We start from the raw sequence: 15,859 nt of genomic DNA, 5'->3' as shown, positions 1-15,859 counted from the left end.
TTGGAATAGCTTATAACAATTGACCGACCGTCGGTCGATATGTATCGATGCTGAAAGTCTCTCCTGTCCAGTGACGGTCATGTCCCCCTTGCGCAGAAAAACCGCTGTCGCCGCGATCTATCTCGGCACTTTCATGGCGACCTTGGCGATCAGTATCGTCACGGTCGCGCTCCCGGCCATCCAGAAGGGGCTCGACGCCGAACTTTCCGATCTGCAATGGGTGGTTGGCTCCTACGCCCTGTGCCTTTCAGCCTTCATGCTCTCGGCCGGTCCCCTTGGAGACCGCTATGGGCGCAAGCGCGCCTGGCTTACGGGTATCGGCCTGTTCACTCTGGGATCGGCGATCTGTGCCGCAGCGCCGTCCCTCACCGTGCTGGTGGCAGGCAGTGCCCTTCAGGGCGTCGCGGGTGCTCTGGTCATCCCGGGCGCGTTATCGATCCTCACGCAGGCCTATCCTGATCCCGCCGAGCGTGCGCACATCATCGGTGGCTGGTCATCCTTCAGTGCCGTTTCGCTAATTCTCGGCCCGATGCTGGGTGGGCTATTGGTCGACAATGTCGGTTGGCCCAGCATCTTCCTGGTGAATCTGCCGCTCGGCGTGCTCGCCTTCGGCCTCGGGCTGGTCGGCATCGCCGAAAGTGCCGATCCCGGTCAGGCCGCACTTGACCCGCCGGGCCAGTTTCTCAGCATTCTGTTCCTGGGTACGCTGACCTATGCGCTGATCGCTGCGGGGCAGGCAGGCTGGACCGCGCCCACGACACTCGGGGCACTGGCGATCGCCGCACTGGCCCTGCCGGCCTTCATCGTGATCGAGGGCAAAGCGAGTCGTCCTGTGCTGCCGATCGATCTCTTCCGTAACATCCCTTTTGCCTCGCTCAATTTCGCTTCCTTCGCTCTCGGCGTGTCCGGCTATAGCAGTCTGTTCTTCTTCTCGCTCTTCCTGCAGCAGGCGCAGGGATGGCCGGCCATGCAGGCCGGCTGGCGCATGGCACCGGTCTTTGCCGCCATGGCGGTAACGGCGGTGCTGTTCGGCCGGCTCTCCGCCCGCTATGGCCTGCAGCGTCTGATGCTGCTCGGCTATACGTTGCTCGGCGGCGCCATGCTGATGATGTCACGGTTCGAGCCGGATACGTCGTATGTCGCCATCGCGCCGCTTTTCACGCTGCTTGGAATCGGCATGGGGCTGGCGGTGCCGGCAACCAGCGCAGCCGTCATGGCCTCTGCTCCGCGAACACGCTCTGGCGCCGCATCCGCAACCATGAACGCTCTGCGGCAGGGGGGCATGACCATCGGCATCGCCTTGCTCGGCACCATGATGGCGGGACGCGCGGTGGCGACGATGGCACAGGCCCTGGCCGAAACCGGGCAGACATCGTCGCTTGCACTGGCCAGCGTCGCCGTACGGCGGCATCAGGTGCCAGCTGGCCTGGCCATGGCTGCAGACGACTTCCGGCACCTGCTCGCCCATGCTTTCGCGGATGGGTTCCGCCTCGCCATCGTCCTTGCCGGTCTGGTCGGGCTGGTAGCGGCCCTGGTGTTGATACTCGCCTTGCATATCCGCGCGCAGCGCCCAGGACCACATCCCGCCCTCGACGATGCCTGACCTCTTCAAAGGAAGGAGCCTGCCGATGCGATTCTGTCGCGGGGCCATGCCGAATGCCTTCATCGGCAGGCGGCGTCCGTGCACCGACCGGCGCGATTGGGCTGAACACGCAATTGTGATCACACCTGGTTGCGGGCCGGCGAGGCTTTCATCCATCGGCATGCGAGTGCCTCAAGCCCTGCCGGCAGGGATGGGAACCAAGGGGCGGTCGAAAGCGAACGCTGCCCGCACCGATGGCCGTTTCTTCAAAAAACAAGCCCCTCACGAGCTGATTCATGCAACCCAGGGCGCCGATGCCGGTTGGGAGAAGAAGCGCGGTGATCGCGCGGGTTATCCTGCGTCAGGTCACCAAATCATGTCTGACGAATGAGGAGGGATGGTATTTGGACAAATATTCCCGGCTTAGGTGTCAGGCTGCCTCAATATGTCGCGGTCGTCGGCAGTCGGTCCAGGCAGAGGTTCCTAACTATAACGAAATGTAATGTGCTTTTTTGCCCCAACGTGGCAAAATGCTGCTTTCATCAAACGTAACTCGGGGATCATTCCGGATATGCAGGAAGCTGACAATAATTTAATCGATGTTACGGTGGATATCGTCGCAGCTTACGTCGCTAACAATTCTATTCCGACGGACGGATTGCCATCTTTCATATCAATGGTTCACGACAGCCTGTCCAAGCTTCGCGAACAGCCGGTAGTCGAGGAAGCGACACCGTTGCGTCCAGCCGTACCAGTACGCAAGTCCGTGACGCCCGATTTCATCGTCTGCCTGGAAGATGGCCAGAAATTCAAATCGCTGAGGCGGCATCTGCGCAGCAAATACAATATGTCGCCGGAGGAATACCGTAGCAAATGGGGCCTCGCGGAGGACTATCCCATGGTTGCACCGAATTATGCTGCGGAACGCTCGCGCCTCGCCAAGGCTGCAGGCCTCGGGTCGTTGCGCTGGGGCCGCAACAACCCGCCGGCCAAGACCGCCAAGGCTGGGTGAGGGCACTTTTCGTCGCATCTCACGCAAAAGGCCTGAGGGATTCCATGCGGGTCCCTCAGGCCTTTTTGCGTTTGGCCGAAGAAGTGCGGACAGATCCAGAACCGCCATGGCGCTGCGGCTGCCTCGTGCCGCAGCGGCAAATCTCACCTTCGGCCTTCGCGACCAGGCCGGAGATCGTGGGGGTGGACCTTCGTGCATCACCGCCGATTCCGATCACCTCCGGCCTTGAGGAGTTCGAAGAAGGTCACCCTGGGCCGGCGTCAGGAATACATGCGCTGAACATCATGCGGCGGGCCGAGCGGCGAGCCATTTTGGCAGGTAACTCCGCGCCGTCAGCGTGATGTCGCCTGCCGGCGTGACTCCGGCTTTGGCGAGGAGCGATACCAGTTTGCCGGCATCGTGAAGTTGAAGGAGATCGACCGAACCGCCAACGTGAATGCCGCCGATGAAGATCTGCGGGATCGTGGCTGCGCCGGTCATCGGGCGCAGCACTTTGCGGATGTCTCCGCCCAGACCGCCAGCCTGCATCGCCACCGAATCAAGATCGACGGAACGGAAGGGGACGCCCATGTCCTTCAGGAACCTGCGCACGGCCCAGCAGAACTCGCACCATTCCAGCGCGAACATCACCACGGGTTGGCCGGGATCCTTGATCGCCTGGTCGACGAAGCTGTGCGCATGATCGGGGGCCGTATCGATCGCCGCCGCGGAAACCGCAGCAGGTTGTGCTGCCGGGACGCCGAAGCGGCATAGTGGCGTTGAGTTCGAGATTTTTCTCTCGGCCGCGTCCATCTCCTGCTCGATCGTCTCGAACAGCGGTGTCGAGAGGTAGCGCTCGCCGGTGTCGGGCACCATGAACAGGATCCGGCTGCCTGGCCGCGCCGTCTTCGCGACTTCGAGCGCTGCCGCCAATGTCGCACCGCCCGTGACACCGCAGAAAATGCCCTCCTGCCGTGCGAGTTCCCGGGCCAGACGCAAGGCCTGCGAGCCGCCCACGGGCTGGATGCCGTCGATCAGGTTCGAGTCGACGGCATCTGCGGTCAGTTTGGGAATGAAGTCCGGGTTCCATCCCTGCATGGGATGCGGGCGGAACAGGGGATGGCTTGCGGCCGGGGTGGCGTCGCTCTTGTATTGCTGGTCGATGCCGCTCGCCAGCATCGGGGCGTTTTCAGGTTCTGCCACGATGATCCGCGTGTTCGGGCTCTCGGCGCGCAGGACCCGCGCCACCCCCTTCAGCGTGCCGCCGGTGCCCGCTCCGGTGACGAAATAGTCGGGGCCGCTCCCTCCAAAATCTCGCAATATCTCGCGCGCGGTGGTGTCGCTGTGAACATCGGCGTTTGCCTCGTTCTCGAACTGGCGGGTCCAGAACCATCCATGCGCCGCCGCAAGCTCGCGGGCCTTCTCGACCATTCCGGTTCCTTTCTCGGATGCAGGGGTCAGCACGACTTGTGCACCGAGGAACCGCATCAACTTCCGGCGTTCGACCGAGAAGCTCTCGGCCATCACGATGACCAGCGGGTAGCCCTTGCGGGCGCAGACCATCGCCAGGCCTATGCCGGTATTGCCGCTCGTTGCCTCGATGACGGTCTGGCCCGGCTGCAGCCTGCCGTCGCGCTCGGCAGCTTCGATGACGCCGAGAGCCAGCCGGTCCTTGACGGAGCCAAGCGGGTTGAATGCTTCGAGTTTGGCGTAAAGTTCGATGCCTTTCGGCTCGAGGCGGGCCAAGCGTATCACGGGGGTATTGCCGATGGTTTCGAGAATGGAGCTGTAGATGTCGGGCATGATCATTTCCTTTCAGGGGCGTTGGGACCAGTGCGAGTCAGTGGCGATGCCGAGTGCTTGAACCGGGTGACGCCTGCCGGAGGCCCGTCCGTCGGAAAGCAAGGCTGGTGCTTTCCCGACAACGGGGGGCGGTCGTGGCCTGCTGCCGGTTTTTCGTGCTGCGACGATTGCACCAACGGTCAGCAGCGCTGCACCGGCTGCCTCGGCCATGCTCGGACTCTCATGCAGGGCGACTGCCGCTATGATCACCGAAAACAACGGCACGATCGCCGCGAAGACGGAGGCGCGCGTTGCGCCAAGCCGCCGGATGGCCTGGCCGTAGCAGTAGAGCGCGGCAATGGCCGACAGCAGAGACTGGTAGATAGTCTGCAGCAGCAGGTCTCGAGGGGCGGCCGTGAACAGATGTCCTGGACCGGATATGATCAGCCAGACCGGTGTGTAGAGCAGCAGCGATGCGACGCAAATGATCGCCGTCGCGGTCAGAGGCTGTAATCCCGTACGTCTGAGCGAAACGGTGTAGGCCGCCCACATGAGAGCCCCGACGACGAAGAAGCCGAGGCCGGAGCCGCCATGACCGGCATTCCATGTACCGGCGATCACGCAGCCTGCTCCCGCCACGATGCAGGCAATGCCGGCAATCAGCACCCGTGTGACCGGCTCGCGCAAGAACAGCACGGACAGGATCAATGTGAACGCCGGCAGGAGGCCGACGGTGATTGCGCCGCCAAGACCGGCCGATGTCAGTCTGACGCCGGTGGCTGCGACGAGCGCATAGGGCGCGCCGGCACCGATGGCCATGAACACTAGCTGCAGAGGCGCTACCAGCCTGATGGTCGGCCATTCACGCCAGATGAGGGGCAGGAACAGAAGACCCGAAATGCCAAATCGCAGGGCGGCAAGGTCGGCGGCAGCAAGATCGCTGACCACGCCGAGGCGTGTCACGGTCCACCAACCGCTCCAGATCACTGCCGCGCCGAGCCCCGAGAGATAGCCGCCCGCACTGGTCGCCAGGGCGGGCCGACGAAGAAACTGGAAAAGTGCAGCTGCCGGCGATGCCAACGCTCTTGCGCGCAGAACCAGGCTGGCGCTCGGCATCGACAGCCTGCTTTGGTGAAGTTCGGGCATGTTGCTTTTCATCCGCAGTCTGGTTTCGTAATGTGACTGCGAAATTGCGATTAACGCCGAAGTTAGTCCTTATCGGCGGCTGATCGTTTGCTGATCATTCCGAGTTTTGCGCGCTTCTACTGAGACTGGCCTCGATGCTGCACCGTTTCGGATTCTTTGAACTCGATGAGGACGCGCGCGCTCTCAGGTTGCGGGGAGCTGCGCAAAAGCTGCAGCCGCGCGTCTTCGATCTTCTGGTCTATCTCGTCCGAAATGCCGGCCGCGTCGTCCCGAAAGACGAATTGATGGATGCCTTGTGGCCAAATCTCCATGTCACCGAAGCATCCCTCCAGCGCGCCGTCAGCCTGGCCCGCGCGGCCCTGTCTGCCGGAGGGCTCGAGAATGCGATCCGCAGCTATGTCCGGCATGGCTATCGTTTTGCGATCGACGAGGCGAGCGTTGGTGCCGCTGTTCCGGAATTCGACGTGCAGGAGTCCGATCGTGCCCAGGCCCTGGCGCTTGCCAAGGCCAAGGACTGGCACGGCGCCGCGATGGTCTTCGAGAGGCTCGATGCCGGTGGACAGCTCTGTGCGGCAGACATCGATGTGTGGGCACTGGCGGTGGAATGCCAAGGCCGCCCTGCCGCGGCGATCCCGGTGCTGACCCGCGCGCTTGCCGCCTATGTCGTCGAGGGGCGGCCCAACATGGCCGCACGGGCCGCGGTAACAATCGCCAAACTCGAGTTGGAGCGCTCCGCCCCGGCCGCCGCCTCCGGCTGGATGGGGCGGGCTGAAGCCCTTCTGGGGGACATGGAAGACCCGCGGACCACGGCCTACCTTTTATGGATGAAGGCCCGGCAGGTGATCTTCCAGGGCCGTGCCGCAGAGGCGCTCGAACTGTCATTGCAATCGCACAGCGCTGCCAATGCCTGCGCCGACCCGGGCCTGATTGCGCTCACGCTGGTCTATATGGGCTTCTACAACATCTCGCTTGGCCGCATCGAACAAGGGGTGAACCAGCAGAACCATGCCGCGGCCATTGCCTTGTCGAGCAATGTGGATCCGGTTTTCGGAAGCCTTGTCTACTGCAACATCCTGTGGAGTTGTCGTACGTTCCCCGACTGGTCGCGCGCCCGGCAATGGAGCGAAGGCTTCGACAGCTGGAGCGAGGCGAGTTACGCCACCATACCGGGAAGTTGCGATCTGCATCGCGCCGAGATCCTCGGGGCGCAACGCGACTTGATCGGTGCGCTTGCGGCGATCGACCAGGCTCTGCCGAAGCTCTCGGAGGAGGAGGCCTGGTCGATAGGCGACGGCTACCGCGTCCGCGGTGACATTCGAGCGATGATTGGTGATCTGGACGACGCTCGGAAGGACTACGCCGCCGCCTATGCCGCGGGTTGGGATGCCGAGCCCGGAAACGCGGTCCTGCTGGCGGAAACGGGCCAGGTGGGTGTGGCCCTCGCGGCGCTCGACCGGGTGCTCGATGGTGCGAGCTGGTACCATATCCAGCGGCGTGGAATCCTTCTGGCGCACAAGATGCGCATCGCGGCATTGGGCGGCCTTCGCGAGATCGTTTCCGGGGCATTGGCCGAACTGGAAGGACAATCCGACCGCTGGACGCAGCCGGCCGTGCATGCACTCATCAACGAGGCGCACTATCTGCTTGCGAGCGACAATGAAGCGATCCGGTTTCTGGTGCTCGCCCGCCAGCTGTGGACCAGCGCCGGAATTGAGTACCACGCGGCCCGTGTCCGGCTAGAACTCGCCCGCATCCTGATTGCAGCGGGGGACATCGCTGCGGCACGGACCGAGATGGACGCGGCAGAACGTACCGCCGTCCGCATTGGCTCCCGCCGGCTTCGGATGCTGGCAGCCGAGCTGCAACCGAAATTGATTTCCGCTCCACCGCCCCACCGGGCCGCACAAGCATAGTCTGACCGTTGCCGGCCTTGGTGAATGATCATTGCGAGATCAGCCGCCGGTAAGGACGGCCAGGCCACCTCGCCCTTAGGTTCCACTTCGTCACGCATGGTGCGTGGCTGCAACACGGCATGGCTCGAGTAATGCCCGGCCATTCGAAGGGAACGACGACAATGCAGCTTTATGTCATTCGCCGGCCAAGCGCCTGGGCCTCGCTCGCCGAGCTGGAAAAGGCCGGCGCCAAATCAGCTCAGATCGGAAACGAACAGATGTCGGATCGGGTTCGCTGGATCCGTAGCTATGTGGTGAACGAACCGGACGGTCGCATCGGCACCTTTTGCATCTATGAGGCCAAGGACGGGGCTGCCATTCGCGAGCATGCGCGCCATGTCGGCATGCCGGGCGAGGAATTCTATCCGGTGGCGACCACGGTCGTCGTGCGTCCGGATCCCGTGCCGGCCGAAGCCGTCTGAAATATCGGCACCGTGCGGTCCACATGGCCGCCGGTGCACGAAGTCCTGCCCAGAGCTCATTCAATCGGAGAGTAAAATGAAACGTGGCTGTTGGGCTCTCGCCCTTGTGTCCCTTCTTGGCGCCGGCTCGGCATCGGCGCATTCAGGCGGCGAGGCGCCCTTGCTCGATCATGTCCGAAAAGCGAACGATCGGTTCAAGCATGTTTCGGCAGCGGTCGCTGAAGGTTATGCACCCATTCCCTGCGCCAGCGGCCAGCAAGGCGGCGCAATGGGCATTCACTACGTCAATGGCGCTTTCCTCAAGGATGGCGTCATCGACATCGCAAAGCCCGAAGCGGTGATGTATGAGCCAACTTCCGACGGCAAGCTCGTCCTGGTTGCCGTGGAATACATAGCCTTCAAGGGGCCGGCTGCGTTGGAGGGCCATCTTTTCAACTTCAACGGTGCGCCCAACCGCTATGGTTTGGATCCATTCTACGAGCTGCATGTCTGGGCCTGGAAACGAAATCCGGCCGGCCACTTCGCCGACAACAATCCGAACGTATCGTGCAACGCCGCGAAACCCGAATAGGTAAGCAAGGCGCTGTCCTGGACGCTCGACGTGATAACGTTCGACGCCGTGCATCCGGGAACAGGAGCGGATTTTGAACGATCGCATCCGCCCCGATTTCGGCATCGGGGCCGGCATGGTTCGCTGATGGGCCGATGCGGCTTAAACGGTGAGCACGATCTTGCCGCTGTGGCTGCTGCTTTCCATCAACGCATGTGCCTTGGCCGCCTCCGCCAGCGGGAAGACGGCATGGATCAGCGGGCGGCAGCGCCCCTGCGCCAGCAAGGGCCAGGCGTTCTTCTCCACGTCCGCTGCGATGGCCGCCTTGGCCGTCACCGATTGGGCCCTCAGGGTGGAACCCATATGGCTCAGGCGCTTGGTCATCAGCCGCACGAAGTCGATCTCGACCTTCGAGCCCTGCAGGAAGGCGATGTTGACGATGCGCCCTTCCAGCGCCGCCACCTCGTAATTCTTGGCGATATAGCTGCCGCCCACCATGTCGAGGATGACATCTGGGCCGCGCTTGTCGGTGGCCTGCTTGACGGCCGCGCTCCAATCTTCGGCCTTGTAGTCGATGGCGACATCGGCACCGAGCTTGCGGCAGATCTCGCATTTCTCCGGTGAGCCCGCAGTGACGATGACGGTGGCGCCCAAGGCCTTGGCCAGCATGATCGCCGTGGTGCCGATGCCGGAGGAACCACCGTGAATGAGGAGGGTTTCGCCGCTCTGCAGGCGGCCACGCTGGAACACATTGTGCCAGACGGTGAAGAAGGTTTCGGGGATGGCCGCAGCCTGGACCATGTCGAGGCCGGCGGGAATAGGCAGGGCGTGGCCGGCATCGGTCACGGCAAAGGGCGCATAGCCGCCGCCGGGTGTGAGGGCGGTCACCTTGTCGCCGACCTTCCAGCGGGTGACCTTCGGCCCGATGGCAACGACCTCGCCGGCAACTTCCAATCCCGGCAGGTCGGAGGCATCCTTGGGTGGCGGATAGGCGCCGGCGCGCTGCAGTACGTCCGGGCGATTGACGCCGGCGGCCGCAACGCGGATCAGAATCTCGTTGTCGCCGGGGCGCGGCACCGGACGCTCTTCCGGCACCAGCACTTCGGGGCCGCCGGGCCGGTTGATGGCGATGGCGGTCATGGTCGCGGGCAGGTCGGGCATGGCGGCTTCCAATCGTATCAGGGCAGGGGAGCGATCAATGCTGTTTGCCCTGATCGCTTGTCGCGAAGCAAAGCTCGTTTCCGCAAAAAAAAACGCCCTTTTGCTTCAACGCTTTGTTTCGACGCTTCCTTGCGATTCATGGTCGTCCAACCCAATCGCAAGGCAGTTTGGCGATGAATCAGTCGAAGATGCCGTCGCTGTGCTTGGCGACATAGTCCGCAAGGCCCAGCGTGTGGTCGCGAGCATAGGCTTCGGCCTTGGCGACGTCGCGCTTTTCGAGCGCCTCGATGATGTTGAGGTGATCGACGATCGACTTGCTGGCGCGATCGTCGCGGCCGATGGTGATCTGGCGGATGCCGCGCACATGCAACACCAGATTCTCGGTCATCTCAGCCAGGATCTGCGAGCCGGAAAGCTCGATCATGGTCTGGTGAAAGCGGATATTGGCGGTCGAGTATTCGTGCGGATAGTCGGCCGGCTTGTGGGCGTCGTTGAACTCCTGGAAGATCGTGCGCAGCCGCGCGATTTCCCGGTCGCTGGCGCGCTGGCAGATCAGGCGCACCGCCATGCTTTCCAGGGCCGCCCAGGCCTGGATCATCTCGATCACCTCGCGCTTGGTCTTCTTCAGCACGATGATGCCGCGCCGGGGCAGGGATTTGACGAAGCCCTGCTGCTCGAGCATGGCGATGGCCTCGCGAACCGGCGTGCGGCTGACGCCAAGACGCTCGGAAAGCTGGCGCTCGTCGATCCAGGTCGGCTCTGGCGAAGAGTAGATGTCCATATTGGCGATGGCATGCTTGAGCGCGGTATAGACCTTGGTCTTGTAGGTCTGTTCCGGAGAGAAACGTTCCAGCACCAGTTCGGGAGTGGATTCGTCGGCAATCGGCCAACGCGCTTGAATTTTTGGAGCCACGAACTCTTCCTCTCTCAAATCGCCCAAAGCGTACTTGTGATTTGGCGGCATCGCCAAGAATCGCAAAGACGCGTCGGAATCAGCAGCCGGAGCAAAGCGCGTTTCGTTCAAACGCGCTTTGCTCCGGCCGGACCAGATAGCGCCATGCTCTTCATAACGCATATACGCTATCCGGTCTTGCATTAGGTATACCTAAAACGGTTTACGGGTCGCCCTTGAACCGATGACGGCTGGATCAGCCGGTTCGGAAGAACGATTCCCTTCGTCGTGGCTTCTTCGTTGCAGCCTGTCGTCGTTCCACCATCGTTTTGGCGGCGGGCTTGCACCGCTGCGCGCCCGCCGCCGGAAGGAAAGGCCCATACCGCCCGGGAGAAGGCGGTATGGTGAATGTCGGGGGACCGGCATTCATGAGTGTTTCGGAAGCGTCGGCTCAGCCCGTGGCTGCCTGCCGGCGCCGGGGCGACCAGTCGCCCAGCAGTTCCGTCAGCGTGGTGCCGAGGCGCGCCGGGGAGGGTGATACCCTGACGCCGGCGGCTTCGAGCGCGGCGATCTTGGAGCCGGCATCGCCCTTGCCGCCGGAGATGATGGCGCCGGCATGGCCCATGCGCCGTCCGGGGGGAGCGGTGCGCCCGGCCACGAAGCCCACCGTCGGCTTGGCCCGCCCGCGCCTGGCTTCGTCCGCCAGGAACTGCGCCGCATCCTCCTCGGCCGAGCCGCCGATCTCCCCGATCATCACGATCGAATGGGTGTCGGGATCGGCCAGGAACATCTCCAGCACGTCGATGAACTCGGTGCCCTTGACCGGGTCGCCGCCAATGCCCACCGCCGTGGTCTGCCCCAGCCCCTCATGGGTGGTCTGGAACACCGCCTCATAGGTCAGCGTGCCCGAGCGCGACACGATGCCCACCGAGCCCTTCTTGAAGATGTTGCCCGGCATGATGCCGATCTTGCATTCGTCCGCCGTCATCACCCCCGGGCAGTTCGGCCCGATCAGGCGCGACTTCGAGCCCGACAGCGCCCGCTTCACCTTGATCATGTCGGTGACCGGAATGCCCTCGGTGATGCACACGATCAGCGGGATTTCCGCGTCGATCGCCTCGCAGATCGCATCCGCCGCCCCCGGCGGCGGCACATAGATCACCGAGGCATCGGCCTTGGTGACATGGCGTGCCTCGGCCACGGTGTCGAACACCGGCAGGCCCAGATGCTGCGAGCCGCCCTTGCCCGGCGAGGTGCCCCCCACCAGCTGCGTGCCGTATTTGAGCGCCTGCTCGGAATGGAAGGTGCCGTTCTTGCCGGTGAAGCCCTGGCAGATGACGCGCGTTTGCTTGTTGATCAGGATCGACATTACTTGGCTTCCCGCACGGCTTTGACAATCTTCTGGGCGGCATCGTCGAGGTCGTCGGCCGCGATCACGTTCAGGCCGGAATCGCGGATGATCTGCTTGCCGAGTTCGACATTGGTGCCCTCCAGGCGCACCACCAGCGGGATGGTCAGCCCCACTTCCTGCACCGCAGCGATCACGCCCTCGGCGATCACGTCGCAGCGCATGATGCCCCCGAAGATGTTGACCAGGATGCCCTTCACCTGCGGATCGGCCGTGATGATCTTGAAGGCCGCCGTCACCTTCTCCTTGCTGGCGCCGCCGCCGACATCCAGGAAGTTGGCCGGCTCCTCGCCATAGAGCTTGATGATGTCGAGCGTAGCCATGGCCAGGCCCGCCCCGTTCACCATGCAGCCGATCGAGCCGTCGAGCGCGATGTAGTTGAGATCGTAGCGCGAGGCCTCGATCTCCTTGGGGTCTTCCTCGCTCTCGTCGCGCAGCGCCACGATGTCGGGATGGCGGTAGAGGGCATTGGAATCAAAGCCCATCTTGGCGTCCAGGCATTTGAGCTGGCCGTCCTTGGTGACGATCAGGGGATTGATCTCCAGGAGCGCCATGTCCTTGGCCACGAAGGCGGTGTAGAGCCTGGTGGTCAGGCTCACCGCCTGCTTGGCCAGGTCGCCCGAGAGCCCGAGCGCCTTGGCCACCGCCAGGCCGTGATGGGCCATCACCCCGGTGGCCGGATCGACCGAGAAGGTCACGATCTTCTCCGGCGTCTCATGGGCCACCTTCTCGATGTCCATGCCGCCCTCGGTGGAGACCACGAAGGCGACCCGGCTGGTCTCGCGGTCGACCAGCACCGAGAGGTAGAACTCCTTCTCGATGTCGGAGCCGTCCTCGACATAGAGGCGGTTGACCTGCTTGCCGGCCGGCCCGGTCTGCACCGTCACCAGCGTGTTGCCCAGCATCTCCTGCGCATGGGCGCGCACGTCCTCGATCGACTTGGCAAGCCGCACCCCGCCCTTGGCGTCGGCAGGCAGTTCCTTGAACTTGCCCTTGCCGCGCCCGCCCGCATGGATCTGCGACTTCACCACGTAAAGCGGACCGGGGAGCTCTTTCGCCCCCTTCACCGCTTCCTCGACGGTTCGCGCCGCGGCGCCGGGGGAAATCGGCAGGCCGAAACTCTGCAGCACGGCCTTGGCCTGATATTCATGGATGTTCATTCTTCTTGGACCTCGTCGCTGTCATGGGATGGTGCCACCCGGTCATGGAGCATGCTTCCGCCGTCCCCGCGATCCAGGTGAGGGAGCGCAGGCAGGACGGGCTGTTCGATTGAAGGAGAGGAGGGGAACGATGCCGGCTTGGTGTGGCCGGCGTCGTCAGCTAGGCCTGCCCTCAGAGCAACCCGGCGCCGCGGGCCCATTTATATTTGGCGCCCAGCACTTCCACCGGCAGTTCGGTGGAATAGGCATAGGCCGGTACACCATGGGCGTAGAGATATTCGGAGGCTTCCTCGACCTGCACGTCGCCAGCGAGGGAGGCGACGATCGGCTTTTCGATGCCTCTCGCCTTCATCTCTTCCTTGGCCTCGATCACCAGCTTGGCGAAGGTCATTGGCGGCGTGATGATGGTGTGCCAATAGCCCAGGATGATCGAGTGGATGCGGTCGTCCTCCAGGCCCAGCTTGATGGTGTTCTTGTAGGTCGAGGGCGGTTCGCCGCCTGTGATGTCGACCGGATTGCCGGCCGCGCCGAAGGGCGGGATGAACTTGCGGAAGGCCGCATCGAGATCATCCGGCATCGACATCAGCGACAGGCCGTTGTCGACGCAGGCATCCGACAACAAGACGCCCGAGCCGCCGGCCCCTGTGATGATCACCACGTTCTCGCCCTTGGGCGTCGGCATGATCGGCACGCCGCGAGCGAATTCCAGCAATTGCCGCAGCGAACGGGCGCGGATGACGCCGACCTGCTTGAAGACGTCTTCATAGATACGGTCGTTGCCGGCGAGCGCGCCGGTGTGCGAGCTTGCCGCCTTGGCGCCTGCCGAGGTGCGGCCGGCCTTCAGCACGATCACCGGCTTCTTCTTGGAGACGCGGCGGGCGACCTCGGCGAAGGCGCGGCCGTCCTTGAGGTCCTCGCAATGCTGGGCGATGATCTTGGTGTTGTCGTCCTGCTCGAAGAAAGTGAGCAGGTCGTCCTCGTCGATATCGGACTTGTTGCCGAGGCCGACAATCGCCGAGACGCCCATCTTGGCCGAGCGCGAGAAGCCGATGATGGCCATGCCGATGCCGCCCGACTGGGAGGAAAGGGCGGCCGAGCCCTTGACGTCATAGGCGGTGCAGAAGGTCGCGCAGAGATTGGACGGGGTGTAGTAGAAGCCGTAGATGTTCGGCCCCATCAGGCGGATATTGTATTTGCGCCCGATCTCCTGGATCTCGCGCTGGCCTTCCTCATTGCCGGTTTCGGCAAAGCCCGAGGGAATGAGCACGGCACCCGGAATGCCCTTCTCGCCGCATTCGACCAGGGCGCCGGCCACGAATTTGGCAGGAATGGCGAAGACGGCGGTATCGATGGCGCCGGGCACATCCTTGACGCTCTTATAGGCCTTGTAGCCGAGGATCTCGTCGGCCTTGGGGTGGATCGGGTAGATCTGACCCTTGTAGCCGCCATTGATCAGGTTCTTCATCACCGAATTGCCGATCTTGCCATCCTCGGAGGAGGCGCCGATCACGGCAACGGCTTCCGGACGCATGATGCGGTTCATCGCGGTGACGATGGCATCCTGCGAGGGCCTGAAACGGGCCGGCTTGGCCTCGAAGTCCACCACGATGCGCACGTCCGCGGCGGTGGCGCCGTCCTTGGTGGCGAAGACGGGGTTGAGATCGAGTTCGGTGATCTCCGGGAAATCGGTGACGAGCTGGGAGACCCTTGCCAGCGTGTCGGCGAGGGCATCGCGGTTGACCGGGTCACCGCCGCGCACGCCCTTGAGCATCTCGGCGGCCTGGATGCCGTCGAGCATGGAGAGGGCTTCGTCGCGGTTGATCGGCGCCAGGCGGAAGGTGATATCCTTCAAGACTTCGACCAGCACGCCGCCGAGGCCGAAGGCGACGAGCTTGCCGAAGCTGTCGTCGGTCACGGCGCCGATGATGACTTCCTGCCCGCCTTTCAGCATTTGCTGGACCTGGATGCCTTCGATGCGGGCATCGGCCTTGTAGGCCTTGGCATTGGCGAGGATCTTGTCGTGGGCGGCTTCGGCCTCGGCGGCGGAAGCCACGCCGACGATCACGCCGCCGGCTTCGGTCTTGTGCAGGATGTCGGGGGAGACGATCTTCATCACCACCGGAAAGCCCATGTCGCCGGCAAGCTTGGCAGCCTCGGCGCTGGAGCGTGCCAGGCCCTCCTTCGGCACGGGAATGCCATAGGCGTCGCAGACGAGCTTGCCCTCGGGGGCGGTGAGGCTGGTGCGGCCCGATGCCTTGACGGCATCGAGAATGGCCCGGACATCGGCCTGGATGGATTGCGCGGGTCTTGCCTGGATGTTCATGGTGTTTTCTCCCTGGTCGTTGCCGGATCGAAGCTTCGTCCTGTCGGTGGGAATCTAACTTCTGGTATCTGGTATGCCAGATTTGAATTTGTCAAGCGCGACTTTCGCTATCGACCGGGGTAGAACGCGTCGAAGCGAAAACCGCGCCTCTTTTCTATTTCTGTGTCGATGTGGCTTTGCGTTTCCCGGCGATTTCGCCTGACCGCAAAACGCTTTAGCTATAAAGAACCAGATTTTGGTTCATTTTCGCGTGTCGCGTGGAGCCAAAGGCTCGAGCTTTGGCTGTATCCTATAGCGCTTTGCGATTTCATGGAGTTACTAGGAATCACAAAGACGCATCCAAACAAAGAGTTAGAGGAAATAAGCGTTCACACTTGAACGCGTTTTGCTCTAGAAGATATTGTTCTTATTCAATGGATTAGGCGGTTTCTGGCCCCGGCTATGTCTGCACTGCCGGGACCTGGCATAGGATGCGGCGATACTGAATGAG

Annotated in this window: 13 protein-coding genes; 6 read left to right on the top strand and 7 right to left on the bottom strand. The window is 63.0% G+C overall.

All coding sequences use genetic code 11. The annotated features are described in order from the left end of the window. Positions 1–79: 79 nt before the first annotated feature. From ACIGJE_RS24025 to ACIGJE_RS24015, 3 genes are all read left to right on the top strand, one after another. Positions 80–1,603: an MFS transporter gene (locus ACIGJE_RS24025; protein WP_311945162.1), complete on the top strand. Its 1,524-nt coding sequence runs from the start codon at positions 80–82 to the stop codon at positions 1,601–1,603. Between the two features lie 46 nt (positions 1,604–1,649). Then, positions 1,650–1,973 (top strand): hypothetical protein, encoded by a 324-nt coding sequence (locus ACIGJE_RS24020; RefSeq protein ID WP_483678860.1) that lies wholly within the window; start codon positions 1,650–1,652, stop codon positions 1,971–1,973. Positions 1,974–2,153: 180 nt separating this feature from the next. Beyond that, complete coding sequence (locus tag ACIGJE_RS24015) at positions 2,154–2,594, top strand: Ros/MucR family transcriptional regulator (protein ID WP_376717803.1); 441 nt, start codon at positions 2,154–2,156, stop codon at positions 2,592–2,594. Positions 2,595–2,876: 282 nt separating this feature from the next. Here ACIGJE_RS24015 and ACIGJE_RS24010 read toward each other — a convergent pair whose 3' ends face one another. Together ACIGJE_RS24010 and ACIGJE_RS24005 are read right to left on the bottom strand one after the other, a co-directional pair. Then, positions 2,877–4,376: a pyridoxal-phosphate dependent enzyme gene (locus ACIGJE_RS24010; RefSeq protein WP_311945165.1), complete on the bottom strand. Its 1,500-nt coding sequence runs from the start codon at positions 4,374–4,376 to the stop codon at positions 2,877–2,879. Positions 4,377–4,388: 12 nt separating this feature from the next. Next, positions 4,389–5,501 carry a DMT family transporter gene (locus ACIGJE_RS24005; RefSeq protein ID WP_483678858.1) on the bottom strand — a complete coding sequence of 371 codons (1,113 nt, stop codon included), beginning with the start codon at positions 5,499–5,501 and terminating at the stop codon, positions 4,389–4,391. Positions 5,502–5,635: 134 nt separating this feature from the next. On the opposite strand from ACIGJE_RS24005, the gene ACIGJE_RS24000 reads away from it, so the two are divergent. The 3 genes from ACIGJE_RS24000 to ACIGJE_RS23990 all read left to right on the top strand — a co-directional run bounded on the left by ACIGJE_RS24000 (position 5,636) and on the right by ACIGJE_RS23990 (position 8,446). Beyond that, positions 5,636–7,414, top strand: coding sequence for a winged helix-turn-helix domain-containing protein (locus tag ACIGJE_RS24000; protein WP_311945168.1), 1,779 nt, complete (start codon positions 5,636–5,638; stop codon positions 7,412–7,414). A 161-nt stretch (positions 7,415–7,575) separates the two neighbouring features. Next, a complete protein-coding gene (locus ACIGJE_RS23995) occupies positions 7,576–7,875 on the top strand; it encodes a nickel-binding protein (protein WP_483678856.1) in 300 nt (99 codons plus the stop codon). Between the two features lie 76 nt (positions 7,876–7,951). Continuing rightward, entirely contained in the window at positions 7,952–8,446 is a 495-nt protein-coding gene (locus ACIGJE_RS23990; RefSeq protein ID WP_483678855.1) for a hypothetical protein, read from the top strand. 141 nt (positions 8,447–8,587) lie between these two features. On the opposite strand, the gene ACIGJE_RS23985 is transcribed toward ACIGJE_RS23990, so the two are convergent. From ACIGJE_RS23985 to ACIGJE_RS23965, 5 genes are all read right to left on the bottom strand, one after another. Then, on the bottom strand, positions 8,588–9,586 hold the full coding sequence (locus ACIGJE_RS23985) for an NAD(P)H-quinone oxidoreductase (protein ID WP_483678853.1): 999 nt from the start codon (positions 9,584–9,586) through the stop codon (positions 8,588–8,590). A 178-nt stretch (positions 9,587–9,764) separates the two neighbouring features. Continuing rightward, positions 9,765–10,499: a GntR family transcriptional regulator gene (locus ACIGJE_RS23980; RefSeq protein ID WP_311945174.1), complete on the bottom strand. Its 735-nt coding sequence runs from the start codon at positions 10,497–10,499 to the stop codon at positions 9,765–9,767. Between the two features lie 430 nt (positions 10,500–10,929). Further along, the gene (sucD, locus tag ACIGJE_RS23975; protein ID WP_483678851.1) at positions 10,930–11,847 is read right to left on the bottom strand and encodes a succinate--CoA ligase subunit alpha; all 918 of its coding nucleotides are present in this window, start codon (positions 11,845–11,847) and stop codon (positions 10,930–10,932) included. Further along, the gene (gene sucC, locus ACIGJE_RS23970) at positions 11,847–13,046 is read right to left on the bottom strand and encodes an ADP-forming succinate--CoA ligase subunit beta (protein WP_483678849.1); all 1,200 of its coding nucleotides are present in this window, start codon (positions 13,044–13,046) and stop codon (positions 11,847–11,849) included. Before sucC ends, sucD begins: the two co-directional genes overlap by 1 nt. Positions 13,047–13,218: 172 nt before the next feature. After that, complete coding sequence (locus ACIGJE_RS23965; protein ID WP_483678847.1) at positions 13,219–15,369, bottom strand: acetate--CoA ligase family protein; 2,151 nt, start codon at positions 15,367–15,369, stop codon at positions 13,219–13,221. Positions 15,370–15,859 lie beyond the last annotated feature (490 nt).

The organism is Labrys sp. E2SS-1L (genome assembly GCF_057073705.1).
The sequence above is the reverse complement of the archived record's forward strand: the minus strand, read 5'-3'. Positions and strand labels throughout refer to the sequence as shown.

What these genes read in the sequence shown, in the direction of transcription:
- ACIGJE_RS23985 (WP_483678853.1), bottom strand. Translation starts at nt 9,586, where the DNA reads ATGCCCGACCTGCCCGCGACCATGACCGCCATCGCCATCAACCGGCCC.
- ACIGJE_RS24005 (WP_483678858.1), bottom strand. Translation starts at nt 5,501, where the DNA reads ATGCCCGAACTTCACCAAAGCAGGCTGTCGATGCCGAGCGCCAGCCTG.
- ACIGJE_RS23995 (WP_483678856.1), top strand. Translation starts at nt 7,576, where the DNA reads ATGCAGCTTTATGTCATTCGCCGGCCAAGCGCCTGGGCCTCGCTCGCC.
- ACIGJE_RS24015 (WP_376717803.1), top strand. Translation starts at nt 2,154, where the DNA reads ATGCAGGAAGCTGACAATAATTTAATCGATGTTACGGTGGATATCGTC.
- ACIGJE_RS24020 (WP_483678860.1), top strand. Translation starts at nt 1,650, where the DNA reads ATGCCGAATGCCTTCATCGGCAGGCGGCGTCCGTGCACCGACCGGCGC.
- ACIGJE_RS24010 (WP_311945165.1), bottom strand. Translation starts at nt 4,376, where the DNA reads ATGCCCGACATCTACAGCTCCATTCTCGAAACCATCGGCAATACCCCC.
- ACIGJE_RS24000 (WP_311945168.1), top strand. Translation starts at nt 5,636, where the DNA reads ATGCTGCACCGTTTCGGATTCTTTGAACTCGATGAGGACGCGCGCGCT.
- sucC (WP_483678849.1), bottom strand. Translation starts at nt 13,046, where the DNA reads ATGAACATCCATGAATATCAGGCCAAGGCCGTGCTGCAGAGTTTCGGC.
- ACIGJE_RS23965 (WP_483678847.1), bottom strand. Translation starts at nt 15,369, where the DNA reads ATGAACATCCAGGCAAGACCCGCGCAATCCATCCAGGCCGATGTCCGG.
- ACIGJE_RS24025 (WP_311945162.1), top strand. Translation starts at nt 80, where the DNA reads ATGTCCCCCTTGCGCAGAAAAACCGCTGTCGCCGCGATCTATCTCGGC.
- sucD (WP_483678851.1), bottom strand. Translation starts at nt 11,847, where the DNA reads ATGTCGATCCTGATCAACAAGCAAACGCGCGTCATCTGCCAGGGCTTC.
- ACIGJE_RS23990 (WP_483678855.1), top strand. Translation starts at nt 7,952, where the DNA reads ATGAAACGTGGCTGTTGGGCTCTCGCCCTTGTGTCCCTTCTTGGCGCC.